Here is a 26,600-nt window from a genome sequence, read left to right as displayed (position 1 = left end):
GTCCCCGGTGTCCCCTCCGTCTCCGGCGAAGGTCTCGCCGGAGCTGGTGGAGGCCGTTCGTGTACGGCTTGCCCGTACGGGGGTCGAGCCGAGTGCCGCGCACGTCGCGGTCGCACTGCGGGCCGAGCGGGCGGTGCTCGGTGACGCCGAGATCCTGGCGGTGGCCCGGGTTCTGTGCGCCGACCTCATCGGCGCGGGCCCGCTGGAGCCGTTGCTGGCCGAACCCGATGTGACCGACGTCCTGGTCAACGGTCCACGAGAGGTGTGGGTCGACGACGGCGGCGGCCTGCGCCGGACCTCGGTCGCCTTCTCCGGCGAGGACGCTCTCCGCAGGCTGGCACAGCGTCTCGCCTCGGCCGCGGGCAGGCGCCTCGACGACGCGTGCCCCTATGTCGACGCCCGGCTCGCCGGAGGCGTCCGTCTCCACGCGGTCCTTCCCCCGGTAGCCGCCAACGGCACCTGTCTCTCGTTGCGTCTCCCGCCCCGGCGGACCTTCACCCTCGCTGACCTGGTCGGGGCGAGGGCGATCCGAGCCGACAGCGTCGCCGTTCTCACCGCGGTGATCGAGTCGAGACTCGCCTTCCTGATCACCGGAGGCACCGGCACGGGAAAGACGACCATGCTCTCGGCCCTGCTTTCCCTGGCGGACCCCGGTGAGAGATTGCTCCTGGTCGAGGACTCCGCCGAGCTGAGACCGCTGCATCCTCACGTGGTCCGGCTGGAGGCGCGTCCACCCAACCTCGAAGGCGCCGGCGGAGTCGGTCTGCGTGACCTCGTCCGGCAGGCGCTGAGAATGCGTCCCGACCGGCTCGTCGTGGGGGAGGTGAGGGGGGCCGAGGTCGTCGATCTTCTGGCTGCTCTCAACACCGGGCATGAGGGAGGGTGCGGCACTTTGCACGCCAACACCGCGACCGATGTGCCTCCACGGCTGGAGGCGCTGGCGTGCGCGGCTGGTCTCAGCCGGGAGGCGGTCCACAGCCAGATCGCCGCCGCTCTCGACGTCGTCATCCATCTCGCCCGTGATCACACCGACGGCCGCCGCCGGATCGCCGAGGTCTGCATGATGGTCCGCCGCCCCTCGGGGCTGGTCGAGGCGGAACCTGCCCTCACCTTCGCTCCGGACGGACAGGTGCGGCCCGGCCCAGGACTTCCCGCCCTCATGGCACGGGCGCCCGGGATACCGCCCCTCACGGCCAGGACACCCCCCACCATCACCTGTACGCCTTCTCCGAGCGGCGCCACCTCCACGTGGACACCGGACGTTCCCACACCCCGGACTCCGCGACGCAGGCCGTATCTCCCCGCTTCCCAGCCGTCCGGTGAGCCGCGCGGGGAAGAGCTCCCGTCACGGTCGGCGTCGTGACGGGAGCCGCCCTCGCCCTCACCGCCCTGGCGGCATGGTTGTGGACGGGAGCCGACCCCTGCACCGCCCGCCTGCGTCGGATCCGGCGTCGCCGGGCGATCCGATCCACCTCCCTCCGCGACAGGTTCGCCGCCCGATCACGGCCCGCCGGCCGTGAGGCCGCCTGGCGGGTCGCGTCGATCGAGCTGTGCCAGGGGCTCGCCGCCGAGCTGTCCGCAGGTCGCACGGCCGGTGAGGCGCTGGTACGGGCTGTGCAGGCGGTGGATTTCCCCGATCCCCTGGTTCTGCGTCCGGTGGTCGCGGCCGCGAGAGACGGAGGTGACGTCCCCGCCGCGCTGCTCGCCGTGGAGCCGGGGCAGGGTGGCGACGCCTTCCGCAGGCTGGCCGCCTGCTGGAAGGTGAGTGTCACCACGGGGGCGGTTCTCGCCACCCTCGTCGATCGTGTCGCCGCTTCCCTGCGGGAGGCCCAGGCTCATCGTCGCGACGTCGTCGCCCAGCTCGCGGGCCCGCGTGCCACGGCCCGCCTGCTGGCAGGTCTCCCCCTCCTCGGGCTGCTGATGGCGACCGGCCTCGGCATGCGGCCGCTGCACTTCCTGTTCGGCGGTCCGGCCGGAATGGGCTGCCTGGTCATCGGACTCGCTCTCGACGGGGGCGGCCTGTGGTGGACCCGTCGTCTGGTCGCCCGTGCCCAGCGGGCCTGACGTTCCCATGCTTCGGACACGAGGAGGAGAGTTGTGATCGCTTTACTGGCCGTGGTGCTCGCCGGTCTGGCCGGGCGGCTGTGGACGGCCCGTAGAGAGCCGGCCGATCGGCTTCGTCACGTTCACCCCGTGTCATCGCCGGCCGGCCCGCAGGGGAGGGGAGGCCACGGCCCGGCCTCCCGAGGCTTTCCGATCTCTCCGGCCCTCTCGGCGTCCCCGCACGTGATCGTCGGTTCCCAGGCAGCGTTCTCGACGGTCAGGAAGACGGTTTCGCCGACGGGGGAGACGGCTCCGCCGGTCACGGGAACGGTCGACGGCTCTCCGGCGGGACGGCGACCGGGGCGAGGAGAGATCGCGGTCTCTCTCCTCGTGGGGTTGGCGACGCTCCTGGCCGTAGGCGGGCCCCTGGGTGTCGGCGCGGGGCTGGCGAGCGCGGGTGCCGCGCTGATGATCCTGCGAAGGAGGGAGTCCCCGGAACTGCGCCGGGAGCGCGAGCAGGTGACGGCGGATCTGCCACTGGCGGCCGATCTCCTGGTCGCCTCACTGCGCGCGGGTCAGCCGATCACCGGAGCCCTCGATGTCACGGTGGAGGCGATCGGCGGTCCCCTGGGTGAGCGGCTGGCCTGGGTGAGCGGCCAACTGAGATGGGGAGCCGCCCCGGAGAACGCCTGGGGAGCACTGGCCTCCGACCGTTCCCTCGCTCCCCTGGCGCGGGTCATGAGCCGGGCCGCCTTGGGGGGTGCCCCGGTGGGGGACGTTCTCACCCGCTTGTCCGACGACTCGCGCCACGCGGCCCGTGCCGCGTCGGCGGCGGCGGCCCAGCGGGTCGGGGTTCAGGTCGTGGCTCCCCTGGGGCTCTGCTTCCTCCCGGCGTTCGTCTTCCTGGGGATCATCCCTGTGATAGCCGGCCTTGCAGGTGAGGTGCTTCTTCCCTGAGTTATCCACAGGCTTTTCCCTGTCTGGCCAAGGTTATCCACAGAAAAACGTCGAAGCCTGTGGACAAAGCCCTCACAAATCTCCCGTTACCCGTCAAAATATATTTTTCAACACAAATGGGGACATACATCCACTGTTCTTCCGGTCTTTTCCCGCTTGCCGTCATCCAGCCTGCTACTTCCGTACTGCTCCGAGTTCGTCGACGGGAAGACTCACTTCGTTGACGTCCCCCCGTCCCCCCGTCCCCCGTCTTCCTGTCCGCCGGATCGAGACTCCTCGCGGCAGGCGGACACGGCGATACGTACAGTCGGCCGGATGGGGACCGAAGGAAAGCGAGTGAGATCCCGAGTCGATGTCGCGAGCCGATGTCGGTATCGGATCATGAAGTCTTGGCCGGGGCAGTGCACCATGGTCGCTTTCTCCCGCCTTGAGGCGAACTACTTCGCCAGAACCGTGGCGCGAGTCGACCAGGGGAGACGCCACTCATGCCATCCATGCCGCCCGAGCCTCGATGCAGGGCGGGCCCGCGGCCGGATGGGATCATGAACCACCGATCAAATGTTGCATTGGAGCACGTGAGCATAATTCGGTCGCGCAGGCGGTCGATGGCGGAAAAACTCGAACCATGCCGGAGACCTCAAGGCTTTCCGACGGTACGGTCACGCTGACCCCCTTGTGCCTCGATGACGTCGAGGCCCATCTGGCCGGAGAAGACGACCAGCTGGTGCGCTGGCTCAACGGTGGTCCAGGGACCCGCGCCGGCGTCGAGGCACACATACGACGGTGCATGGAACAGTGGTCGACCGGCGGACCGGTGTACGCGTTCGGGGTGCGCGTGGGCATGCCAGAGACCCTCGCCGGGACGGTCGAGGTGCAATCCGAGCGGCCTGACCTGCTGCCCGGACAGGTCAACATCTCCTACGGGCTCTATCCGGCCTGGCGAGGCCGGGGCATCGCCACGCGTGCCGTAGGGCTGGCTTGCCTGCATGCGGCGACCATCGGAGCGAGCGAAGCGGTCATCAAGGTGGATCCGGAGAACACCGCTTCGACGGCCGTAGCCGGAAGAGCGGGTTTCACCTACCTCAAGCAGGCCAGGGACAGCGGTGGCGACCGATTCAACTGGTACGTGCGAACCCTCGCCGCCTATTCGGAATCGGCTGAGCCACGATGAATTGACGAAGCGGGCGGCAGATCAGATCTCCATTCATCCGCCTCGCTCTCCCCTTCTCCCCGTCCTCCGTTCCCTCTGCGCCGTTCGCGCCACGCTCGGCCCTCCCCGGGGAACGACCACCGAGGTGCTGAGGTGTTCGAGACGCTTAGGCGTCGAGCCGTCGCGGCCGACCCGCCGGACCGCGACGGAGCCGACTCAAGCAGGGTGAGGCCCCTCCCGCGAACAAGGACCTCACGCGGAGAAACGCGTGCGGACACCTGCTGCGTATCCACAACCCGGCACTTATCCACAGAACGCCGTTCTGGGCATCCGACTCGTGGACGGATGAAGAAACCTGGTCTCACATCGGACGCCGGGTCCGGGCAAGAGCTTCAGGAGGAATCAATGGCTGCAATGAGCGCCGGTCGTGTGCGGCGCGGTCGATCCCGGTGGCTGCGTGCGCGATGGTCGCTGTTGGTGTCCGCTTCCCACCGTGACCGTGGCATGTCCACCGCGGAGTACGCGGTCGGAACGATCGCCGCCTGTGCGTTCGCCGCGCTTCTCTTCAAGGTGGTGACAAGTTCCGACGTTCAGCAGATGGTCACGGCTCTGATCAACCGAGCGCTGACCACCGCCGGATGAGCACTCACGGGTCACCGGTCTCCTCTCGCCGCCGCTGGTCCAGAGGATCGGTGACCGCGGAGACGGCCGCGGTGCTTCCCGCCTTCATGGTCGTGCTGGGAGCGGGCCTGTGGGCCGTGGCGGCGGTCGAGACGCAGTTGGAATGCGTGGACGCGGTTCGGGCCGGAGCTCGTGCCGCCTCGCGCGGTGAGCCGACGGAGCAGGTCCACAGCAGTGTCCTGTCGATGGTCCCGGCCGGGGCCCGGGTGACGATCACCCGAGGGGCGGAGATCACTCGCGTGGAGGTCGCCGTCGATGTCAGACCCGACTGGGGCGCTTTTCTGCCGGGCGTCACCGTTCGCGCGACCGCCGTCTCGGCCACCGAGCCGGGATTGCCGGGGTTACCGGAGCAGTGAACGCGATGAAGCAAGGAAAGACGAGATGCGGAGAGACGGGCCACGGAGAGGTGCGGAACTCGATGGGGCGTGAAGAAACGAAGAGGCCCGGCGAGTCGTACGCCGATCCTGATTCCGGGGGCACGGGCGAAGTGGTCCTCGCGGCAGAGCGAAAGCCGGGGCCGGACGTGAGCGTCAACGTGACGAACGTGGCAGGGAAGGGGGGTGAGCGGGGGTCGGCGACGATCTGGACGGTGGCGCTCATGGCGTTGGTGCTCACCGTCGCCATGGCGATCGCGTTCGCGGGTATGGCACGCGTCGCGCGCCATCGTGTGCAGGGTGCCGCCGATCTGAGTGCGCTCGCCGCCGCGAGGCTGGCCTTCGCCAATCCCGATCAGAGTTGCGTGAAGGCCGGCTCTGTCGCAGTGGAGAACGGAGGCGCCGTCACCCGCTGTTCCGTCACCGATGACGGCATAGCGGAGATCGAGGTGGAGATGAACGCCGCACTGCCGTTGAAGGGCAGAGTGACGGTGGTTGCCAGGTCACGTGCCGGGCCGGTTCACGTGATCGATCCCGGCGGATGAAAGCGGACCACGAAGGTAGGTCGATGAGTGCGACTCCTTCGGGACTCCACTTCTCCTGGTCGAGCGGAGAGAACGAGAACATGATCCCGAGTCTTCATTCAAGACGCGGATAACCGCAGGTGAAGCCTGCTTTCCCAAGGTCATCAAACCGAATGTGACGGGGAACGAGAGACGCTGGTCGGGCAAAGATGACCACGGTACACGCGGTCAGAAAGATCATTTATCGGAGTCGTCGCGTTCCTGTCCTGATGGGGACGATTCAACGGGTGCGAAATGCCTTACGTGTTCCCGCGGGTGAATCTGGCGCGGACGATCATCCGCGCGTGAGTCCTGGTCGCGAGGGCGGTGGCGAAACAGCCACGATCCGGAAGAGTGACGGTGATCGGTGAGACAAGGTCGCAATAAAATCACGAACTCTTGGACGCCGTGTCCAAAAACTCTCGGCCTCACGTAAGGTTCCACTTACCTTTGATCCGTGCCCTTTCCGGCTGGTCTTGAGGGGGTGAGCTGCGCGTCACCAGGCAGGTGGAACGGCGGAATGGCCTGTGGCCACGCCGGCCAGGTCGGAGAGCCACACCAAGAAGCCCACACCAAGAAGCCCAGATCCAGAAGCTCTGATCCAGGAGCCCGGACCACGGAGCCTGGACCGAAGCCCGGACCGAAGACGTCGCCCCGAAGACACGGCGTCGTTCGGACGCCTCCTGAACGTGCGTACACGGGTGACCGGGCAGCACGTGACCCCTGGGCGGCAGGGCAAGGCTCTCGATGAAGGGAGACGTCGTGACGACGGTTCGCAGACTGGTCGCCGCAGCGGTGATCGCGCCGATCGTGTCCGTGTTCACGGTGTTCACCGTCGCGATTCCCGCACAGGCGGTGGCACGGCTGGACACCCCGTCCCGGGTGACCTCCGACCGGACGGTGACCCTCTCCGGCACGGTGGACCGTCTGTTCGACGCGGTGCTTTTCGTCGATGGCAGACAGGTGGCGAAAGGCGATCGCAAGGTCTCCTACACCTGGAGACCCAGCGATCACCGCAACGGGAGCCACAGGATCACGCTTGAGCAGAAAGGCAAGCTCCTCGGAGCCGAATGGCACCGAACCAGCGAGACGCTGATGCAGGTCGCTCCCCCCGGGACACCGGGTAGGCCGACCGTCCGGCTGCGGGGCAGGCAGGTGACCCTCACCTGGAGGCGGGGGCCAGAGCCCGATCTGCGGAGATACGAGATCACGGTGAGCAGGACCGGCAAGGTCGGTTCCGTAGAGGTGAAGAGCGCGTGTTCCAGCAGGGGGTGCGGCGCGACCATCGCCGTCCCGGCGAATGCGGACGGCCGTCGGATCGGGTTCACGGTGAGGGCACTACGCGGTGACGGCGCCGGTGGCACGGTGGCCTCCGGTGAGTCGGCCACCACGTCGGTGACCGTCCCCCCGCCCGGGACGGTTCGGCATGGGCGGAAGGCCGGTGACCCACAGGGCTCAGGTGCTCGGAGGGGAACGGTCAGGCAGGAGACCGGTGATCGCAACAGCGCCCAGAGCGGTGGAGGGCAGAACGCGAAGGACGAGGACGAGGACATGGGCGGACAGTCGCCGGTTCGCGACCTACCGCGATTACCGGCACGGGAAGCGGTGCCGACCGTGTCCGGACCGCCGGAAGCGACGCCCGGATCTCATCAGCCGTCCGAGACCTCGGCTGCGGGGGACGGCCGCGCCACCGCACCGACCGGCCGGGAAACCAGCGATGACGGTACGAGCCAGGAGAGCGAAGGAGGGGCGATCGCGTCCTCCGGTCCAAGAGCAAACGGCACGACCGGCACAGGCGATCCCGTCGCCGGCGACCGTACGGACGCCACGACCCGATCGTCGGCCTCGTCGGCCTCGTCGGCCTCGCCGGACGGTGGGATGAGCCTGTACGGCGTCATCATCGCCGGAGCCATGATCCTGCTCCTCGCCGGAGCGCACGGCGGCGCCTGGTTCCGCCGCAGGTCACTCATCACGGGCAAGAGGGCCGCCGACGTGAAAGACGTGGCGACGAGTTCGGTCACCGGATCTCTCGCGGGTGATGGGGTCGACGGTGAGCATGGGAGCGGGCACTCCATGGCCGTGGCGACCGGCCATACGGCCGAAACGAGTGTGGCGGGCCGCACCAGGGACGTGGACAGGACCGTCCTGGCGGGCGCAAAGGGCGAAAGTAGAGGAGAGGCCGGCGTCACGATCGTTCCCGAACATCCGGCGGTCATTCTCGCGGTGGTCAAGACCCGTTCGATCGCGAAGGGGCCGTCTTCCGTCGCCCCCGGACAGGTTCGTCCCGTCTCGCCCGACCAGATCGCGCCTGCCTGGCATGTCTGTGACCCATCTCCCCATGGACAGCCTGTCCCCGACCCATCTCCCCCCGCCCGCCATGCCTCTGACCCACTTCCCCCTGGCCGGACTGCCCCTGGTCGGGCTGCCCGTGACCCATCTCTTCCCGTCCTGAACCCCTGTGACCCAGTTCCCCGTGGCGGGACTGCCTCAGGCCCGTCTTCCCCTGACCGGTGGGCCTCAGAGCCGTCTCCCTTTGGCGGATGGGTCTCAGACCCGTCTCCCTCTCACCCTTCTTCCTCTGGCCGGGCCGCCTTGGACCGGGGGGGCATTGCCGCGTCTCCCCGTGATCCGGCACTGCCTGACCGGGCTCCGATCGGGCGGGGTTCGTTTGATCCCCCGACTCGGCCGATCTCGGTCCGGCCCGCCTCCCTCCGTCTGACAGCGGTACGGGGAGCAACTTCCCCACCGGTGGGCACCGCGGCGGGCACCGACCGGCGCCAAGACGTGACGCGACAGACGAATACGGAGCAGCAGGGAAAAGCCAAACCAAAGCCTGACGCGGAACAGCACGAAGAGGTGAGACGACGAGAAGAGCCAGGGTGGCAAGCGGAGAGGGAACGGTCTGAGGGGCGGCAGGCCGACCTTCCACGGGTGCCGGTCCAGCCCACGAGAACCGAACGAGCGCAGGACGCACAGGCGCAGGCTCGGTTCGCGAAAGCTGGCCAGGCGCGGGATGAACAGGCCGGCCAGGCACGGGATGAACAGGCCGGCCAGGCACGGGATGAACAGGCGCAGGTTGAACAGGTGCGGAATCCCTTGATACGGATCAGAGCGACACGGACCGGGTTGACCCGCGATGAGGTGATGCGGGTCGAGACGGTACGACCTCGGTGGGGGGAGACCGAACGGGGGAAAGGTGAGGAGCCGAAGGGCCGGACCTCGCGAAACGCGTCGGCCTCTCCACCGGGGACGAGCCCGGAAGCGGTCTCACCGCCGGAGGCGAACTCGACTGTCCCCGCGACGGTCCGGTTGGCCGGTCGTTGGGACGACTACCTCCCTCCCGCGCCCCGTTCCATGGAGGACAGCGGATTCTGGGGGCGTCCGCAACCGGGGGCGACCGACTTCTGGGGCGACGACCGGCATACCCGCGACGAGTGACGGCCGCCATGAGGTTCGAGCCCGCCTCCGGGCTGGCCCGTCCGAGCTTCATGTCCGGGCTGTTCCGTCGACCCTCCCATCAGCCTGACGTTCAGGCCGTCCGATCCGGGCTCCACGTTCGGACCGTCTCGTCCGAATCGTCTCGTCCGAATCGTCTTGTTCAGGCCGTCTTGTTTGGGCCGTCTCGTTCGAACTGCCTCGTTCGAACCGTCTCGTCCGGATCGTCTCATCCGGGCCTCACGTCCGAGCCGTCATGTCCGTGGTGTGTTCCGGAAGAGGTGACCCGTCCGGGGAGAGCAGGACCGCCAGAAGGCGAAGGGCTCCGGCCTTGTCCAGGGGTTCGTTGCCGTTGCCGCACTTGGGCGACTGGATGCACGACGGGCAGCCGCGTTCGCACTCGCAGGAGACGATGGCCTCGCGGGTGGCCGTGAGCCAGTCGCGGGCGCGGGCGTACCCGCGTTCGGCGAAGCCCGCGCCGCCCTCGTGGCCGTCGTAGACGAACACGGTGAGCAGCCCGGTGTCGGCGTGAAGCTCGGTGGAGACGCCCCCGATGTCCCAGCGGTCGCAGGTCGCGAAGAGCGGCAGCAGGCCGATGGCGGCGTGTTCGGCCGCGTGCGCGGCTCCGCCGAGGTCCAGCCCCTCCCCGGCCAGCGCGGCGACCGCCGAGGCGGGCAGCGTCCACCAGACGGCCCGGGTCCGCAACGTGCGCGGGGGCAGGTCGAGAGGCTCCTCCCCCATGAGCTCGCCGCTCTGGGCGCGGCGCTTGAGATAGCCGACGACCTGGTTGGTGACCTCCACCGAGCCGAGGTGGAGCTCCCCGGGTCCGAGGGCGTGCGAGGCGAGGGACTCGATGATCGAGATGTCGGTGACGTCCCTGGCGAAGGTGGTGTAGTCCGGTGTCCCGGCCTCGACGAGGGCGACCCCCGCCTCCAGGTCCAGCTCGACCACCAGGAACGTCTCTCCCCGGTGCACGTGGACGGCGCCGGTGTGCACGGCCGTGTGGGCCGAGGCCTCGTCCGCGGTGCCGAGCAGCCGTCCGGTGGACATCTCCACGACCTGGACCGGCGCGCCACCCGCCCCCCGGATGTCGGCCAGGTCGGTGGCCCGTCCACGACTGGTCCAGAACCAGCCCGTGGCGCGTTCCCGCAGCAGCCCGTCGGCCACCAGGTCGGCGAGCACCTCCTTGGCGGCCGGGCCGAAGACGTCCAGGTCGTCGTGGGTCAGCGGGAGCTCGGCCGCGGCGGCGCACAGGTGGGGACCCAGCACGTACGGGTTGGCGGGGTCGAGCACGATCGTCTCCATGGGCCTTCCGAACAGGGCCTCGGGGTGGTGGACGAGATAGGTGTCCAGGGGGTCGTCCCTGGCGATCAGCACCGCCAGCGCGTCCTGCCCGTCGCGTCCGGCCCGGCCGGCCTGCTGCCAGAGCGACGCGCGGGTGCCCGGCCACCCCGCGATGAGCACGGCGTCCAGGCCGGAGACGTCGACGCCGAGTTCCAGCGCGTTGGTCGTCGCCAGGCCAAGCAGTTCGCCCGAGCGCAGTGCCCTCTCCAGGGCCCTGCGGTCCTCGGCCAGGTAGCCGGCCCGGTAGGCGTCCACCTTGCCGGGCAGGTCGGCGGGCGCGCCGGCGCCGACGACGAGGTCCTGGAGCCTGGCGCGAGTGGTGAGGGCCACGGACTCGGCGGCCCTGCGCGACCGGACGAAGGCGAGGGTCCGCACCTCGGAGGCGACGAGGTCGGCCAGCAGGTCGGCGCTCTCGGCGGTCGCGGGGCGGCGGATCGGGGCCCCGCCCTCGCCGCGTAGATCGGTCAGGGGCGGCTCCCACAGCGCGAAGGTCGTGGCACCCCGGGGTGAGGCGTCCGTGGTCACCGCGGCCATCTGGAGGCCCGTCAGGCGCATCGCGAAGACCTCGGGCTCGCTGGCCGTCGCCGAGGAGAGCATGAAGGTGGGGCTGGAGCCGTGGCGCGCGCAGATCCGGCGCAGGCGGCGCAGGATCTGGGCGACGTGGGAGCCGAACACGCCCCGGTACCCGTGGCACTCGTCCACGACGACCATCCGGAGCCGCCGCCAGAAGGACGACCACTGGGAGTGACGGGGCAGCAGACCGCGGTGGAGCATGTCCGGGTTGGTCAGGACGTAGTTGGCGTACCTGCGCGTCCAGGCCCGTTCCTCGAAGGGGGTGTCGCCGTCGTACACGGCGGCGCGCAGTTCGGGCGGGTCCAGCTCCCGCAGCGAGCGGAGCTGGTCGGCCGCCAGCGCCTTGGTGGGCGACAGGTACAGGACCGTGCCGCCGTCGAGCACCGCGGAGAGCGCCGGGACCAGGTACGACAGGGATTTCCCCGACGCCGTCCCTGTGGCGATGATCACGTTTTGGCCACGGTGGAGCGACTCGGCCGCTTCGGCCTGATGGGGCCACAGACCGGAAATACCGTGGTTCGCCCAGCGCGTAACCAGCCGCTGATCGACCCACTCCGGCCACCGGACGTCGCCCGCCTGACGTGCGGGAACGTGCTCCACATGGGTCACACGCTCGCGACGTGCGGGAACGTCGAGCAGGCGGCGGAGTGCGGCGCCCGCCCGCAGGGGCGAGGATGATGGCGGGGTCACTGGTTTCCAGTCTCACATCTGTGGGCAGAGTCGCCGGGAATCGTGATTTCGTATAGACACTGAGCGTACGCATGGTTGAATGCCGCGCGTCGGGGCTTGTCGCCCAGGGACCGTCCGGTCCCCGGAGGCAGGCTCGAATCGGTACTTTCGCAGGCAAGGCGCTGGAGGATCTGTGGATCTGAAGTTGGACCACCATTCCGAGGACCGTCTCACCATCGTTGAGGTCGAGGGTGAGATCGATGTCTACACCGCGCCCAGATTGCGTGAGCTCCTGATCGACCTGGTCAACAAGGGGAATTTCCACCTGCTCGTCAACATGGAGAAGGTCGACTTCCTTGACTCCACGGGCCTTGGTGTCCTGGTCGGCGGGCTCAAGCGAGTTAGGGCGCACGATGGCTCACTGGAGCTTGTCTGCACCCAGGAGCGCATCCTGAAGATTTTCCGGATCACCGGGCTTACCAAGGTCTTCGGGATCTACGCCTCTGTGGAGGAGGCCAAGGAAGCTCACGGTCGAGACAAGTAGTCGTGGCTACCGTCGAGCTGACGTTCAGCGCTCTCCCCGCGCATGTGCGGACGGCACGCCTGGTCGCCACGGCGATCGCCCGGCGTACCGGTGTGCAGGAGTCGTTGCTGGACGAGGTACGGCTCGCTGTCGGTGAGGCATGCTCGCGGGCCGTGGAGGCACACCGTCTCCACTGTCCGGGAGAGCCGATCCGTATCGAGCTGCGCGATGACCTGGGACGCTTCGAGGTGACCGTCACCGACTCCGCCCCCAGTGACGAACTGGAGCACGATCGCGCCCTTCTGGGGTTCGACGATCCGTTCGGGCAGCTCCCCGACGACCTGATGGCCGGTTTCGGCATCGCGGTCATCGCGGGGCTGGCCGACGACGTCCAGGTCTACCCGAGCCAGAAGGGCATGCGCATCCGCATGAGCTGGCCGGCGGCGACCAACGGGCTGTCTCCGGTCTGACAGACGACTTCGACGGCCGGGCGTGTCCTCAAGGACACGCCCGGCCGTTCGTCTGCGGTCCTCCGGTTTTCGGTCAGGGGCTAACTTCCATACATGGTGACCGAAATCAGGAGGAAACAGAGACGGGTGAGACGGGTGTGACAGCCGAAATGGCGTTATAAGCAGGCCGGTCGACGATTGATGCTGAACCCGTCGTCAATTGGCGGACCGCAGAGGCTTCATATCCGCGTCATCGCTGCGTAGACTCCCGGAACCGGCCAAGGTTTATCCTTCGGAGCGGCCCGCACGCGAGCCGTTATCCGTGGGGGTCTGCAACTGGAAGCGGCACTGCCAACCACCCCGGATGTGCGCCGCTTCGTTCCTCGTCACCCCTATGGCTGCGCACTCCGGGCAGGACGTGTTCCCGTCTTGCCAAGGAGAGTCGGATGTCTGTGCTCCATCTCGCCGCTGTCGAAGAACCAGCGGTATCCCTCAGCGGTCACCACTTCACCATCGTGATCGTGGTGGCCGCGGTCGCCCTGCTCGCGCTCGCCGTCGCCGGCGCCCTGGTGCGGGAGGTGCTGGCCGCCGGCCAGGGCACCGAACGCATGCAGAACATCGCGCGGGCCGTACAGGAAGGTGCTTCCGCGTATTTGACGCGGCAGTTCCGGACGCTCGCTCTGTTCGTCATTCTGATCCCTTTCCTGCTGTTTCTCCTTCCGGCCGAGACGACCGGTGTGAGAATCGGCAGATCGGTTTTCTTCGTCGTGGGCGCGGTTTTCTCGGCGCTCACCGGATTCATCGGTATGTGGCTGGCGGTGCGCGGTAATGTCCGCGTCGCCGCGGCCGCCCGTGAATCCGGTGAGAAGGTCGCCATGCGGATCGCGTTCCGCACCGGCGGCGTGGCCGGAATGATCACCGTCGGTCTCGGCCTCCTCGGCGCGGCCGTGGTGGTGATCTTCTACGAGGGGTACGCCCCGGCCGTGCTGGAGGGCTTCGGCTTCGGCGCCGCGCTCCTCGCCATGTTCATGAGGGTCGGCGGCGGTATCTTCACCAAGGCCGCCGACGTCGGTGCCGACCTGGTCGGCAAGGTCGAGCAGGGCATCCCCGAGGACGACCCGCGCAACGCCGCCACCATCGCCGACAACGTGGGCGACAACGTGGGCGACTGCGCGGGCATGGCCGCCGACCTGTTCGAGTCCTACGCGGTCATGCTGGTCGCCAGCCTGATCCTGGGCAGGGTGGCCTTCGGCGTCGAGGGCCTGGTGTTCCCGCTGATCGTGCCGATGATCGGTGTGATCACCGCGATCATCGGCATCTTCGTCACCGCCCCGCGCGCCGGTGACCGCAACGCGATGGCCGCGATCAACCGTGGCTTCTTCATCTCGGCGGCCATCTCGGCGATCCTGGTCGCCGTCGCGGCCTACCTCTACCTGCCCTCCACCTTCGCGGGCCTGACCGGGGAGAGCCCGGCGGTCTCCGGGATCACCTCCGACCCGCGCCTGATCGCCATCGCGGCGGTGCTCATCGGCCTGGTGCTGGCGAGCGCCATCCAGGTCCTCACCGGCTACTTCACCGAGACGAACCGCCGCCCGGTGCGGGACATCGGCGAGAGCTCCCGGACCGGCCCCGCCACGGTCATCCTGGCCGGCATCAGCGTCGGCCTGGAGTCGGCGGTCTACTCGGCGCTGATCATCGGTGCCGCCGTCTACGGCGCCTTCCTGCTCGGCTTCGGCAACGTCACCGTGGCGCTGTTCGCGGTGGCACTCGCCGGCACCGGTCTGCTCACCACGGTCGGCGTGATCGTGTCCATGGACACCTTCGGGCCGGTCTCCGACAACGCCCAGGGCATCGCGGAGATGTCCGGCGACGTCGAGGGCGAGGGGGCCGCGGTCCTCACCTCCCTGGACGCCGTCGGCAACACCACCAAGGCCATCACCAAGGGCATCGCGATCGCCACCGCCGTGCTCGCCGCCACCGCGCTGTTCGGCGCGTTCCGTACGGCGGTGGAGACCCAGCTCGTCCTGGCGTCCGACTCGGTCAAGGCGGCGCTGGGCTCGTTCAGCGCGTTCAGCCTGAGCGTCGACTCCCCGAACGTGCTGGTCGGCCTGATCATCGGCGCCGCGGTGGTGTTCATGTTCTCCGGCCTGGCGATCACGGCGGTCGGCCGCGCGGCCGGCCGGGTGGTCTTCGAGGTGCGCGAGCAGTTCCGCACCCGGCCGGGCATCATGGCCGGGACCGAGCTGCCCGACTACGGCAGGGTCGTGGACATCTGCACCCGCGACTCGCTGCGTGAGCTGGCCACGCCCGGCCTGCTGGCCGTGCTGACCCCGATCGCCGTCGGTTTCGCCCTCGGGTACGCGCCGCTCGGCGCGTTCCTGGCCGGGGCCATCGCGTGCGGCACGCTCATGGCGGTCTTCCTGGCCAACTCCGGTGGTGCCTGGGACAACGCCAAGAAGCTGGTCGAGGACGGCCACCACGGAGGCAAGGGCTCGCCGGCGCACGAGGCCACCATCATCGGTGACACCGTCGGCGACCCGTTCAAGGACACCGCCGGTCCGGCGATCAACCCGCTGCTGAAGGTGATGAACCTGGTGGCGCTGCTGATCGCTCCGGCCGTGGTGACCTACGCCGACAACGTGGTGCTGCGCGTCGTCGTCACGCTTCTGGCGGTCGGCGTCGTCGTCGGCGCGGTCGTCGTCTCCAAGCGGCGGTCGTCGAGCATCGCCCCGACGGAGGAGAACAACACCGACCGGAAGCCGGAGCCCGTCTCCAGCTGAGCCGTGTTCCGCGCGGGATCCGGCCGGAATCCCCGGCCGGATCCCGTCACACCGGGGAACCGGGCCGGTCCCCGACCGGGCCACGCCCCGCCGGGGAACCGGATCACGCCCCGCCGGGGAACCGGATCACGCTCCGCGGGGAACCGGATCACCTCCATCGAGGGGCCGGGTCATGTCCATCGTCGAAGGGGTACGCGGGCCACGCGTACCCCTTCCGCGTGTGCGGACCCCCTCGGTGGGAAACTGACCGCCATGGAAGAGCAGCCCTCCGGCGGCAAGTCACTCGTTCTCATTCTGCTGGCGATGGTCGCGGTGTTCGCGGTGATCGTGGGTCTCGCCGTCTGGGCGTCGAGATGACGGCCCGCACGCTCGTCGTCCTGCGGCACGCCAAGGCGGCCCACACCCCCGGCGTCGTCGACTGGGAGCGTCCCCTCACCGAGAGCGGTGAGCGCGACGCCCGCAGGGTCGGCGAGGCCCTGACCGAGCTCGGCCTGCGACCGGACCTGGTGCTCTGCTCACCGTCGGTGCGGACCCGACGGACCGCCGCGCTGGCCCTGCCGGACGCGGACGTGTCGTTCGAGACGGGCGTCTACGAGGCCTTCGCCGACGAGTTGCTGACGCTCCTGCGGCGGAGCGGGGCCGAGGCGCGCACCGTGGTCCTGGTCGGTCACAATCCGGGGGTGCATGATCTGGTGCGGATGCTGGCCCCCGACGACGGCGACCCCGGCTTCCCGCCCGGCGCGTTCACCGTCGTCGAGACCGACGACGAGTGGGCCGGGCTCGACACCGGCCGCGTGACCGCCCGATGGAGCCCCAAGGAACGCTGAGCGGCGGCGAGAGGGCGACGGCGACCCCGGAGAGGCGCCACGGAGGCGTCCGGGGTCGGACACGGGTTCGGCGTCCGGCAGCAATTCGGCGTCCGGCCCCACAGGTCCGGGGGGCCGGCACGGGTTCGGCGCCCGGCACGGTGAGAGCGCCCGGGGAGCCGGTGTCCGGCGGTGAGGGCGCGCCCGGGGCGTCAGCGTTCGGCGGCTCAGCGTTCGGTGGCGGGGACGCCGTCCTCGGCGTCGGCGTCCTCCACCTCGGCCCGGGGGATTCCGAGCAGGTAGAGGATCGAGTCGAGGTAGGGGACGTTGACCGCGGTGTCGGCGGCGCGGCGGACCACGGGCTTGGCGTTGAAGGCGATGCCCAGCCCGGCGGCGGCGATCATGTCCAGGTCGTTGGCGCCGTCGCCGATGGCCACGGTCTGGCTGATCGGGATGCCCGCCTGCCTGGCGAACCGCTCCAGGGCCCGCGCCTTGCCCGGCCGGTCCACGATCTCGCCGACGACCTTCCCGGTGAGGACGCCGTCGACGACCTCCAGGGTGTTGGCCGCGGAGTAGTCGATCCCGAGGTCGTCCACCAGGGCGTCGGTGAGCTGCGTGAACCCGCCGCTGACGATCGCGAACCGGTAGTCGAGCCGCTTGAGGGTCCGTACCAGCGTGCGGGCGCCGGGGGTCAGCACGAGCTCCTTGCGCACCTTCTCGAAGACCTCCTCGGACAGGCCCTCCAGCAGCGCGACCCGGCGGCGCAGGGACTCGGCGAACTCGAGCTCGCCGCGCATCGCCTCCTCGGTGACCCTGGCGACCTCCTCCAGGCATCCGGCGTGCGCCGCGAGCAGTTCGATGACCTCGGCCTTGATGAGCGTCGAGTCGACGTCCATCACGATCAGCCGCTTGGCCCTGCGGTACAGGCCGGTGCGCTGTACGGCCACGTCGACCTGCTGGGTGTGCGCCTCGACGGCGAGCTCGGCCCGCAGGGTGTCGGGGTCGGCGCCGGAGACGGAGAGCTCGATGCAGGTCACCGGGTAGCTGGACAGCCGTTCGATCCGGTCGATGTTGGCGCCGGCCGCGGCGATGCGTCCCGCGATGCCCGCCATGGCGGCGGGCTGCAGGGGAGAGCCGAGCACGGTGACGGTGAGCCGCCCCCTGCGCCGCTTCTCCTTGGGGTCGGAGCCGGTGGACAGCTCCACGTGCAGGCCGAGGTCCTCGGCGGTCCGCTCGACGGCGGTCCAGAGGGCGCCCAGGGTGCCTCCGGTGCCGGTCGGCGGGACGCCCGCGTAGGAGACGAGGACGCCGAGGGTGAGACGGCCGCGGATGACGACCTGCTCCACATCTGCGACGACGACGGGGAAGCCTGCCAGGACCGAGAAGAGGCGTGAGGTCACGCCGGGGCGGTCGGGGCCGGTCAACGTGATCAGAAGCGTGCGCTGGTTCATTGGTTCCTACGCTACTTGGCTCCGAATCGGGCCGTGAATGTGGTTCACCATCCGGACGTCCGCTCCCCGCCGGGCGGTCACCCGTCCGGAAGCGTCCGTTCCCGGCCCAGTTCCGCGGTCACCTCGGCGGCGGTCCGCTTGAGGGCCTCGGCGAGCGGGGAGTGGGTGCCCCCCGGCACCGAGGAGGTGGTGCCGACGATCGCCATGGCGGCCAGCAGGACCGAGCCGCGGAAGACCGGTGAGGCGATGCTGCGCACGCCGTTGACGGACGGGGTGTTGGCCGAGATGTCGTCCTGGCGGATCTTCACCAGCTCGTGGTGGAGCTCGGGGGAGGCGTCGAGCTGCTCCTGGAGGCCGGGCACCTCGTCGGAGGGCAGGAACGCGCAGAAGACGCGGCCCTGGGCCGACTCGGTCCGCGACAGGCGCGAGCCCATCCGCACGCTGACCCGTATGGTGCGGTCGGTGTTGTCGTCGACGCGCACCACCACGGCGGTGTCGCCGTCCCAGACGCTCAGGACCACGGTCTCGTCGATCTCCCTGACCAGCCGCTGCATGTACGGGCCGGCGATGCCGATGACCGGCATGCCGACGCGGGCGGCGGCGGAGAGGGTGAGGATCTGGGGGCCCAGGGAGTACAGCGCCTCGCGCTCGTCGTAGCGCAGCAGGTTGCTCTCCCGCAGGGCCTTGGTGTATCGATGTGCGGTGGCCTTGCTGGTGCCCAGGCTCGCGGTGAGCTGGTTGAGGGTCAGGTGGGGCCGGCTCACCGTGAACGCGCTGAGGATCATCGCGGCCCGCTGGACGGTCTGGATCGCCGGGGTTCTGTTCTCGCCCGCGGCGCCCTGCCGGCCAGGCGCGCTGTCGTCACCCATGTCGTTCCCTCGGTTCAGGTCTGCAGGCCCGGCGCCGGGCAAACATTTTGCATTGCGAGACAGCATCCTGTCATCCAAAACGTCTGATGTCGATGCCCTGGCGGGGCTCACCTCCCGGCGACGCCGATGGCGTGCCTGAGGGCGATTCCGGCGTACAGGCGGGCGAAGCGCGCCAGCACCTGCGGGTCGAAGACGTCCCGCCGGGGGTCGGCCGGGTCGGGCGCGGAGGCCGGGCCCACCCGGGCGGTCGGGGTCCCGTGACCGCGCAGCACCACCCCGTCCGTCGAGCCCTTCCAGCCGGTGATCGCCCGCGGAGGGTCGCCGTGCTCGTCCTGCCAGGCGGCGGTCGCGTGGCGGATCACCGGGGCGTCCGGGGCGGTGCTCCCTGCCGGGTGGGCCATCCACGCGTCCACGCTCACCCGGGGGCCGGACGGCCCGCCGGGGACACCGGCCCGCAAGCGGGCCAGTACGGTCCGGGCGATCTCGCCGGGATCGTCGCCCGGGACGGTGGTCAGGTAGAGGTGGAGCTCCACCACGCCCGGCAGCAGGTCGGGCTTCTCCGGCAGGCCGCCCCGGATCGCGCCGATGCCCGCCTCGGCGGCGAGCTGGCGCCCGGGGACGTCCCTGGCCGCCAGGTGCTCGACGCGCCAGGACTCCAGGATCGCCACGACGGTCCCCAGGCCGGCCAGGAGGCCGCCGTCGGCGTCCCTGGCCAGCACCGGCCGGTAGGCGGCGCCCAGCCGCACCCGGAGGAAGATCGCCCCGGGTTCCTCGTGCAGGACGCCGGGCGGGCCGCACTTGGCGACGACGGCGGCCGCGGGCAGCGGGTGCGACCGCAGGTACTCCTCGATGCCCGTCGCCCTCACGGGGCCGGGCGCGAAGGGCGAGGAGTGCGTACCGGCCGAGGCCAGGAGCAGGCAGAGGCGGTGCGGCAGGCCCTCGCGCCGCAGGGCTGAGGCGGCGGCCGCGTACCCCACCAACGCGGCGGCGGCCGGTGCCCGGGCGACGCCGAGCCCGAAACCGGACAGCAGGCCCGAGGCCGGGTCGAGGGCGAGCGGGGCGACCGGCCCGTCCAGGCCGGTCGCCCACCGGTCGTGCCCGGCCTCGCCGGAGAGCGAGGTGTCCAGGTGGGAGTAGACGAGCAGCTCGGGCCCGGAGCCGCCCGCGGTGGAGGTGAGGTTCGTCCCCTCGGGGCCGACCGCCTCCATGTTCCAGGGGAGCCGGGGCCAGCGGTCCCGCGCCCACACGGCCAGCCGGGCCGCGGTCGCGCGCTCGGCGCCTCGCGGGCTGGGGCCGGCGGACATCACCTGGATCGCCTCGACGACCGCCTCGCTGGAGATCGCCGAGGCGGTGGCCTGCCGGAGGCGTCGCAGGGCATCGCTCGTCATGCCCCCATGTTAACTCCATGCAAGACGCCATCTCGCATATTGACAATGCGCGTGACAGGCTCCTACTGTTCCCCCACGTTGACGACGAGGGAGGACTGATGGTCTACGTCGTGACAGACGCGTGTGTGGACGTGCAGGACAGGTCGTGTGTCGAGGAGTGCCCGGTCGACTGCATCTACGAGGGCGACCGGATGATGTACATCCAGCCCGACGAGTGCGTCGACTGCGGCCGGTGCGAGCCGGTCTGCCCGGTGACGTCCATCTTCCACGAGGACGATCTCCCGCCCGAGGCGGCCAGGTTCGCCGGCATCAACGCCGAGTTCTTCGCCGACCTGGGCTCGCCCGGAGGCGCCAGGAAGGTGGGCCGCACCGGGAGCGACCATCCCGCCGCCGTGCCGCCCGGTGGCGGGTCATGACGGCGTACGACGTCGATCTGGTGATCGTCGGTGCGGGCCCGTCGGGCCTGTACGGCGCCTACTACGCGGGCTTCCGCGGCATGTCCGTGGCCGTGATCGACTCGCTGCCCGAGCCCGGCGGGCAGATCTCGGCGCTCTACCCGGAGAAGGAGATCTTCGACGTCGCCGGGTTCCCCGCGGTCAAAGGCCAGCGCCTGGTGGACGACCTGGTGGCCCAGGCCGCGCAGGCGAACCCGGTCCTGCTGCTGGGAGAGGGCGCCGTCGAACTGCGGCACCACGAGGACTCCGTGGAGGTCGTCACCGACGCGGGCACCGAGGTGCGGGCCAAGGCCATGCTGCTCACCGGCGGCATCGGCACCTTCACCCCGCGCGAGCTTCCCGTGGGCGAGGACTACCTTGGCCGGGGGCTGCGCTACTTCGTCCGCAGGCTCGACGACGTGGCCGGCCACGACGTGGTGGTGGTCGGCGGCGGCGACTCGGCGGTGGACTGGGCCCTGGCCCTGGAACCGCTGGCGCGCTCGGTGACGCTCGTGCACCGCAGGCCCGCCTTCCGGGCGCACGAGCGCAGCGTCGCCACGCTGCGCTCGTCGTCGGTGCGGGTGCTGACGCCGTACGAGGTCACGGGGATCGGCGGCGAGCACCTGGTCGACGAGGTCGTCGTGGACAGGGTCGGTGTCGCGGGCGGGGCTGCCCAGGGGGATCAGGGCGACCGGGACGGCCGCCTCACCCTCCCCGCACAGACGGTGGTCGCGGCGCTCGGCTTCATCGCCGACCTCGGGCCGGTCCAGAAGTGGGGGCTGGAGCTGCGCAGGAGACACGTGCTGGTCGACCGGTCGATGCGGACGAACCTGCCCCGGGTGTTCGCCGCCGGGGACATCAGCGACTACGACGGCAAGGTCAGGTTGATCTCCGTGGGGTTCGGCGAGGCCGCCGCCGCGGTCAACAATCTCGCGCCGCTGGTGAATCCGGCCCTCGGCACCGCACCCGGTCATTCCTCTGACGCGGCCTGAGTTCCCGAGTCGGTAGAGTCCGATCCAACGGACGGTTCGTGCGGAGGAGTCGGCATGGCGGAGCAGGCACGGCTCGGCGACACGGGCGTGGCCGACAGGATGCCCGCCGGCGCGCCCGCGAGCGGTGCCGCGGCGGTGCCGGGGGTCGTCCCCGCCGACGGCTCCGGGAACGTCGTCCCCGAGGAGATTCCCGGGAACGTCCCCGAAGGCGTTCCCGAAGGCGTTCCCGACGATGTGCCCGCCATCCAGACGGTGCGGCGCGCCGCGCTGATCCTGAGCGGTTTCACCGTCGAGCGTCCCCGGCTGAGCCTCAACGAGATCACCGCGCGGCTGGGGGTCAGCAAGCCCACCGCCCACCGGTACGCCAGGGCGCTGCGGGCGGCCAACCTGCTGCGCTACGACGCGCGCAGCGCGACCTACTCGCTCGGCCCCCAGCTTCTCGGGCTGGAGGCCGCGGCCAGGGCGGGGCTGCCGATCGCCGCCGCCGCCGAGCCCTACCTCGAACTGCTGATGCGCGAGATCAACCAGACGGTCGTGCTCAGCGTCTGGAACGGCGAGTGCCCGGTGGTGGTCGGCTGCGTGGACAACACGATCGGCGACGTCCGGCTGAGCGTCCGCACCGGCTCGCAGCTCGACGTGGTGCGCTCGGCCCAGGGCAGGGTGTTCAGCGCCTACCTGCCCGCCGGCGAGGTCCCGGGGCTCGCCCGGCGGCTGCGGGCCTCCGCCGAGCTGCGCGAGCTCCTGAAAGAGGTCCGGCGGAGCGGGGTGGCGGTCAACTCGCCGGTGGACCACGGGGTGCACGTGCTCGCGTCGCCGATCTTCGAGGGTGACCAGGTGGTCGCCGCGATGGCGGTCGTCGGCACGGTGGCCTCCCTCGCGGGCGACCGGGAGCCGCAGGCCGCCGCCGCGCTGCTGAGGGTGGCACGAGACCTCTCGCGCGACCTGGGCGGCACACGACCGGACTGAACGGCACGGGGCCGGTTCGCGGGCCCGGGGGCGCCGCGTGTCCCGGTGGCATGCCCCTCGCCGGCCCGTGGAGGTCCCGCCTCGGGCGTCCCGTCTCGGGCTCGCGTCGCCGGGGCCCGTCCGGGCTTCTGTTCGCGCCCGTGATCTTCTGGTTGGGCCGCACCTCTCGCTTCAGGTCCTCCCGGGACCGTCCCGCCTCCCGGGCCGCCCTGTGCTTCTGTGCGGTCCGGCCCGTTCCCGGGTGTGCTGCCGGCCGCCCGGAAGTGGACTCTTCCAGCAGGGCCGTTCCGGGGCTCCGGAGTCGCCGTGGGGCGTTCTCACTGGTCGCGGCCCTGCCGTCATGAGAACGCCGGACGTGCGCCGGATGGAAACACGGCCGTACCATGACGCAATGCGAGATGTGATTCCGCATCTTGACACGCGGTGAACCTTCCTCGTACGTTCGTGACGCCTGAACGACCTGGTACGGCGGCGGGAGATCCCGCCACCGGTGAGACGCCGGCGTCTCGACGAGAGCGCCCCCTGAGAACCCCGTCGCCCCTCCGCGCCGGGTCGGCGCGGGAGTAGGAGCAGACATGGGTATGCGACGTACGGGAACCGGCCGGGCCCGCCCGGCGGTCCTCCCTGTCATGGCCGGTGGCCGCCGGGAGCGGCGGGACCGGTCGCCGGAGGCCGGCGCGTGAACCTGCTGGCGACCCCCGGGGGCCTGGCCCGCCTGGCCGACGACGGCGACGACGCGATCCTGCTCGACCTGCCCTTCGGCGACGTGTCGGCCATGCTCGCCGCGGGCGAGGGCTTCGCGCCGGCGCGGGCCGCGCGGGAGGTGGGCAGGGTCTCCCTCGAAGGGCTCCTGCCCCCGCTGCGCGGTTCCCGCGCGATCTGGGGCGTGGGACTCAACTACCGCTGCAAGGCCCGGCTCACCGGCCGGCCGATCCCGGCCACCCCCATCCTCTTCCTGAGATCGCCGTCGGCCGTGTCGGCGCCGGGGGCGGAGGTGGAGCTGCCGAGCGACCGTTCCAGCCAGGTGGACTACGAGGGCGAGGTGGCCTTCGTGGTGGGGCGGCGGATGTGCCGGGTCGCCCCCGACCAGGTGTGGGAGCACCTCGCCGGGGTCACCGCGGCCAACGACATGACCGCGCGCGACGTCATGGTCGCCACGGCGACGCCCACCCTGGCCAAGAGCTTTCCCGGTTTCGGGGCGCTCGGCGCCTCCGTGCTGGACCTGTCCACGGTCGAGGACCCCACGGACATCGCCGTACGGACCAGCGTGAACGGGACCGTACGGCAGGACGCGAGCACCGAGGCGCTGATCTTCGCGGTGCCCGAGCTGCTGGCCACGATCTCCCGCTTCGCCGTCCTGGAGCCCGGGGACGTGGTGCTGACCGGCACCCCCGCCGGCACGGGGCAGGACCGCGAGGTCTTCCTGTGCCCCGGCGACGAGGTCGAGGTGTCCGTCGCGGGGGTGCTGCCGCTGCGCACCCGGTTCCGCTGAAACCCCGCCCCCGCCTGACGCCCCCGTCCCGGGAACCCGCTTCCGGGGCCCCCGGAATCTCCGTCCGGAGCCCCGCGGAATCCACCTCCGGGGTCCGTCCCCCGGAACCCGCCCACAGCCGGTGCCGCCCCACCCGCGCCGCCCCCCGCACGTCCTCCAGAGCCCTCGGGCCCCAGAATCCGGCCCCCAGGGCCCCTCAGAACCGAAAGAGCAAGAGATGACCGAGACTGCATACGACCTGGTCCTGTCCGGTGGCACCGTCTTCGACCCCGTGGCGGGCACCCACTCGGTCACCGACGTGGCCGTGACCGGGGACAAGGTGACACGCATCGCGCCCTCGCTGGCCGCCCAGGGCGCCGAGGTCGTCGACTGCGCGGGCAAGTGGGTCCTGCCGGGCCTGGTCGAGGGGCACACCCACGTCTTCGAGAACGTCTCGAAGGTCGGCGCCCCGCCGGACGAGGCCCACCTGCGCCGGGGAGTGGTCGCCGCCGCCGACGCCGGTACGGTCGGCGCCTCGACCTTCGCCGCCTTCGACCGGTACGTCGTCCAGCCCGCCGAGATGCGGCTCGTCAACTTCCTCAACGTCTCGGTGCTCGGGCTCATCGACTTCCGCTTCGGCGAGCTGCTCAACCCCGCCACGCTGGTCCCCGAGGACGCGCTGGCCGTCGCGGCGGAGAACCCGGGCGTGGTCCGAGGCTTCAAGATCCGTCTCTCCGAGGATGTCGTCGGCTCCGCCTGGCGTTCGCTGCTCAAGACCTCCCTCGCGCTCGCGGCCGACGCGGGGCTGCCGCTGATGGTCCACATCGGCGAGACCGAGGAGCCCCTGCCCGAGGTGCTCGGGCTGCTCCGCGCCGGGGACGTCGTCGCCCACTGCTACACCGGCAAGCCGCACGGCATCCTCGACGGCGAGAGGGTCATCGCCGAGGTGCGGGAGGCGCGGGCCCGCGGGGTGCTCTTCGACAGCGCCCACGGCAGGAGCAACCTCAGCTTCGAGGTCGCCAGGAAGGCGATCGCCGACGGGTTCCTGCCCGACCTGCTCACCTCCGACACCAGCGCGCGCAACTGGCGCGGGCCGGTCTTCGACCTGGTCACCAGCGCGGCCAAGCTGCGCGCGCTGGGCATGACCATGGACGAGATCGTGCCGCGGATGACCATCGCCCCCGCCCGGCTGCTCGGCCTGGACGCGGAAGGGTACGGCACCCTGGCCGAGGGCGGCCCCGCGCACGTCACGGTGCTGGAGGACACCCCCGAGACGACCCTGCCCGACGCCTCCGGCAACTCGATCACGGCCACCAGGCTGGAGCCCGCGCTCGTCCTGCACCACGGGCGGCGCGTGGAGACGACGCCGTGGCGTGGCCTGGACCAGGACCGGTGACCGGCGCCCCCGGACCGGCCGCGCCGTCCTCGGAAGCCCCGTTCCCGGAGCCGGCCGCCCCGGGACCGGCGCCCCGGTCGCCGGTCGCCCCGGCGACGGGGGCCGCCGCGCTGCGGCGGAGGCTGCGGGACGCGCTGGCCGGCGGGGACCGGGTGGTCGGCACGTTCGTCAAGCTGCCGACCGTCGACTGCGTGGACCTCGCCCGGCAGGCCGGGTTCGACTTCGTCGTCGTGGACCTGGAGCACTCCTCGCTGCCGGAGGCGACCGCGCTCGGGCTCGTCCGGCACGCCGCCGCGACGGGCCTCCCGGCCCTGGTGCGGGTGCCCTCCGTGGACCCGGCGCTGATCAACAGGGTGCTGGAGGCGGGCGCGGCCGGGCTCCAGCTCTCCACGCTGACCGCCGTCGCCGAGGCCGCGGCCCTGGCCGACGCGGCCCGCTACGCCCCCCACGGGCGGCGGAGCGTGAGCCTGTCGCATCCCGCCGCGGGTTTCGGCGCGATGGACCTGGCGGCCTACCTGGCGGCCGAGGCGGAGGACCCCCCGCTGCTCGTGGGGCAGATCGAGACCGCCACCACCCGCGACCCGGTGGAGGAACTGGTGGGCGGCCTGGACGTGGCCTTCGTCGGCACCACCGACCTGGCGGTCGGCATGGGGCTTCCCGGTCCCGGGGCGCTGCGCGCGAGGGTCGAGGAGATCGTCGCCGCGGCCCTGTCCGCCGGGGTGGCGCCGGGCGGCTGGATCGCCCGCGCCGACGAGGCGCTGCTCACCGGCAGCGGCCTGGGCGCCGCTCGCTACCTCGTCGTCGGCTCCGACGTGCAACTCCTCGGCTCGGCCCTGCGCGAGACGATCCATCGATGGAAGGAAACGCAATGACCGGCTTCAGCCCGCTGCTCCACGGCATCGCGGTCAACTGGGACGACATCCCCGCGACCGTGATCCGGCCCGGGGTCTCCCGCAAGGTGTACTCCACCGACGAGGTCATGCTGGCCTGGCACGAGCTGGCCGTCGGCATGACGCTCAACCCGCACCACCACGACGACTTCGACCAGCTCGTACTGATCCTTCGGGGCAGGTGCGACTACTACGTCGACGGCGTGCCGCACGCGATGTCGGCCGGGTCGATGCTGCTGGTCCCCCGGGGCGCCGAGCACTACGTCGAGCCCACCGAGGGCCCGTGCGTCAACGTCGACGTGTTCAGCCCGCCGCGCGCGGACTTCCAGGACGCGGTCTGGCTGCCCGGGAGCTGACGGCACGACGGGAGTCACACCCGAAGCCGGTGCGGCGGGG

At 70.8% G+C, this 26,600-nt stretch carries 23 protein-coding genes; 18 read left to right on the top strand and 5 right to left on the bottom strand.

The genetic code is table 11. The features are described from left to right. Positions 1-43 precede the first annotated feature (43 nt). The 7 genes from ACLQ2R_RS01925 to ACLQ2R_RS01895 all read left to right on the top strand — a co-directional run bounded on the left by ACLQ2R_RS01925 (position 44) and on the right by ACLQ2R_RS01895 (position 5,750). Positions 44-1,363, top strand: a complete 1,320-nt coding sequence (locus ACLQ2R_RS01925; protein WP_425958151.1) for a TadA family conjugal transfer-associated ATPase — start codon at positions 44-46, stop codon at positions 1,361-1,363. Then, a complete protein-coding gene (locus ACLQ2R_RS01920) occupies positions 1,360-2,064 on the top strand; it encodes a type II secretion system F family protein (RefSeq protein WP_425957506.1) in 705 nt (234 codons plus the stop codon). The genes ACLQ2R_RS01925 and ACLQ2R_RS01920 overlap by 4 nt, the downstream gene beginning before the upstream one ends. A 369-nt stretch (positions 2,065-2,433) precedes the next feature. Continuing rightward, complete coding sequence (locus tag ACLQ2R_RS01915; RefSeq protein WP_425957505.1) at positions 2,434-3,000, top strand: type II secretion system F family protein; 567 nt, start codon at positions 2,434-2,436, stop codon at positions 2,998-3,000. A gap of 625 nt (positions 3,001-3,625) precedes the next feature. Further along, positions 3,626-4,171, top strand: a complete 546-nt coding sequence (locus ACLQ2R_RS01910; RefSeq protein WP_425957504.1) for a GNAT family N-acetyltransferase — start codon at positions 3,626-3,628, stop codon at positions 4,169-4,171. Positions 4,172-4,555: 384 nt separating this feature from the next. Next, on the top strand, positions 4,556-4,792 hold the full coding sequence (locus tag ACLQ2R_RS01905) for a DUF4244 domain-containing protein (protein WP_425957503.1): 237 nt from the start codon (positions 4,556-4,558) through the stop codon (positions 4,790-4,792). A 50-nt stretch (positions 4,793-4,842) separates the two neighbouring features. After that, positions 4,843-5,187 carry a TadE family type IV pilus minor pilin gene (locus ACLQ2R_RS01900; protein WP_425957502.1) on the top strand — a complete coding sequence of 115 codons (345 nt, stop codon included), beginning with the start codon at positions 4,843-4,845 and terminating at the stop codon, positions 5,185-5,187. 62 nt (positions 5,188-5,249) lie between these two features. Beyond that, positions 5,250-5,750: an Rv3654c family TadE-like protein gene (locus ACLQ2R_RS01895; RefSeq protein ID WP_425957501.1), complete on the top strand. Its 501-nt coding sequence runs from the start codon at positions 5,250-5,252 to the stop codon at positions 5,748-5,750. A gap of 1,667 nt (positions 5,751-7,417) precedes the next feature. Here the strand turns inward: ACLQ2R_RS01895 and ACLQ2R_RS01890 are convergent. Together ACLQ2R_RS01890 and ACLQ2R_RS01885 are read right to left on the bottom strand one after the other, a co-directional pair. Beyond that, positions 7,418-7,789 carry a hypothetical protein gene (locus ACLQ2R_RS01890; RefSeq protein ID WP_425957500.1) on the bottom strand — a complete coding sequence of 124 codons (372 nt, stop codon included), beginning with the start codon at positions 7,787-7,789 and terminating at the stop codon, positions 7,418-7,420. A 1,654-nt stretch (positions 7,790-9,443) separates the two neighbouring features. Continuing rightward, entirely contained in the window at positions 9,444-11,729 is a 2,286-nt protein-coding gene (locus ACLQ2R_RS01885; protein WP_425958150.1) for a DEAD/DEAH box helicase, read from the bottom strand. Positions 11,730-11,982: 253 nt separating this feature from the next. Between ACLQ2R_RS01885 and ACLQ2R_RS01880 the strand changes: the two genes are divergently transcribed. From ACLQ2R_RS01880 to ACLQ2R_RS01865, 4 genes are all read left to right on the top strand, one after another. Beyond that, positions 11,983-12,333, top strand: a complete 351-nt coding sequence (locus tag ACLQ2R_RS01880) for an STAS domain-containing protein (protein WP_012887265.1) — start codon at positions 11,983-11,985, stop codon at positions 12,331-12,333. A 2-nt stretch (positions 12,334-12,335) separates the two neighbouring features. Next, positions 12,336-12,782 carry an ATP-binding protein gene (locus tag ACLQ2R_RS01875; RefSeq protein ID WP_362800247.1) on the top strand — a complete coding sequence of 149 codons (447 nt, stop codon included), beginning with the start codon at positions 12,336-12,338 and terminating at the stop codon, positions 12,780-12,782. Between the two features lie 425 nt (positions 12,783-13,207). Continuing rightward, the gene (locus tag ACLQ2R_RS01870; RefSeq protein WP_425957499.1) at positions 13,208-15,541 is read left to right on the top strand and encodes a sodium-translocating pyrophosphatase; all 2,334 of its coding nucleotides are present in this window, start codon (positions 13,208-13,210) and stop codon (positions 15,539-15,541) included. A gap of 353 nt (positions 15,542-15,894) precedes the next feature. Then, positions 15,895-16,368 (top strand): SixA phosphatase family protein, encoded by a 474-nt coding sequence (locus ACLQ2R_RS01865; RefSeq protein ID WP_425957498.1) that lies wholly within the window; start codon positions 15,895-15,897, stop codon positions 16,366-16,368. 206 nt (positions 16,369-16,574) lie between these two features. Here the strand turns inward: ACLQ2R_RS01865 and serB are convergent, their stop codons facing one another. The 3 genes from serB to ACLQ2R_RS01850 form a co-directional block, all read right to left on the bottom strand. Continuing rightward, entirely contained in the window at positions 16,575-17,798 is a 1,224-nt protein-coding gene (serB, locus tag ACLQ2R_RS01860; protein WP_425957497.1) for a phosphoserine phosphatase SerB, read from the bottom strand. A 77-nt stretch (positions 17,799-17,875) separates the two neighbouring features. Continuing rightward, the gene (locus ACLQ2R_RS01855) at positions 17,876-18,667 is read right to left on the bottom strand and encodes an IclR family transcriptional regulator (RefSeq protein WP_425957496.1); all 792 of its coding nucleotides are present in this window, start codon (positions 18,665-18,667) and stop codon (positions 17,876-17,878) included. A gap of 107 nt (positions 18,668-18,774) precedes the next feature. Continuing rightward, entirely contained in the window at positions 18,775-20,055 is a 1,281-nt protein-coding gene (locus tag ACLQ2R_RS01850; RefSeq protein ID WP_425957495.1) for a hypothetical protein, read from the bottom strand. Positions 20,056-20,153: 98 nt separating this feature from the next. Between ACLQ2R_RS01850 and fdxA the strand changes: the two genes are divergently transcribed. The 7 genes from fdxA (at position 20,154) to ACLQ2R_RS01815 (ending at position 26,560) form a co-directional block, all read left to right on the top strand. Next, complete coding sequence (fdxA, locus tag ACLQ2R_RS01845; protein ID WP_386239957.1) at positions 20,154-20,471, top strand: ferredoxin; 318 nt, start codon at positions 20,154-20,156, stop codon at positions 20,469-20,471. Continuing rightward, entirely contained in the window at positions 20,468-21,481 is a 1,014-nt protein-coding gene (locus ACLQ2R_RS01840) for an NAD(P)/FAD-dependent oxidoreductase (protein WP_425957494.1), read from the top strand. Before fdxA ends, ACLQ2R_RS01840 begins: the two co-directional genes overlap by 4 nt. Before the next feature lie 54 nt (positions 21,482-21,535). Continuing rightward, complete coding sequence (locus tag ACLQ2R_RS01835; protein ID WP_425957493.1) at positions 21,536-22,447, top strand: IclR family transcriptional regulator; 912 nt, start codon at positions 21,536-21,538, stop codon at positions 22,445-22,447. A gap of 679 nt (positions 22,448-23,126) precedes the next feature. Continuing rightward, positions 23,127-23,939, top strand: a complete 813-nt coding sequence (locus ACLQ2R_RS01830; protein WP_425957492.1) for a fumarylacetoacetate hydrolase family protein — start codon at positions 23,127-23,129, stop codon at positions 23,937-23,939. A gap of 217 nt (positions 23,940-24,156) precedes the next feature. Continuing rightward, positions 24,157-25,314 (top strand): amidohydrolase family protein, encoded by a 1,158-nt coding sequence (locus tag ACLQ2R_RS01825; RefSeq protein WP_425957491.1) that lies wholly within the window; start codon positions 24,157-24,159, stop codon positions 25,312-25,314. Next, positions 25,311-26,186 carry an aldolase/citrate lyase family protein gene (locus ACLQ2R_RS01820; RefSeq protein WP_425957490.1) on the top strand — a complete coding sequence of 292 codons (876 nt, stop codon included), beginning with the start codon at positions 25,311-25,313 and terminating at the stop codon, positions 26,184-26,186. The genes ACLQ2R_RS01825 and ACLQ2R_RS01820 overlap by 4 nt, the downstream gene beginning before the upstream one ends. Beyond that, a complete protein-coding gene (locus ACLQ2R_RS01815; protein WP_425957489.1) occupies positions 26,168-26,560 on the top strand; it encodes a cupin domain-containing protein in 393 nt (130 codons plus the stop codon). The genes ACLQ2R_RS01820 and ACLQ2R_RS01815 overlap by 19 nt, the downstream gene beginning before the upstream one ends. Positions 26,561-26,600 lie beyond the last annotated feature (40 nt).

This window comes from Streptosporangium sp. DT93 (assembly GCF_049844535.1).
Lineage (GTDB): Bacteria > Actinomycetota > Actinomycetes > Streptosporangiales > Streptosporangiaceae > Streptosporangium.
This window is presented reverse-complemented; position numbering and strand designations above follow the sequence as displayed.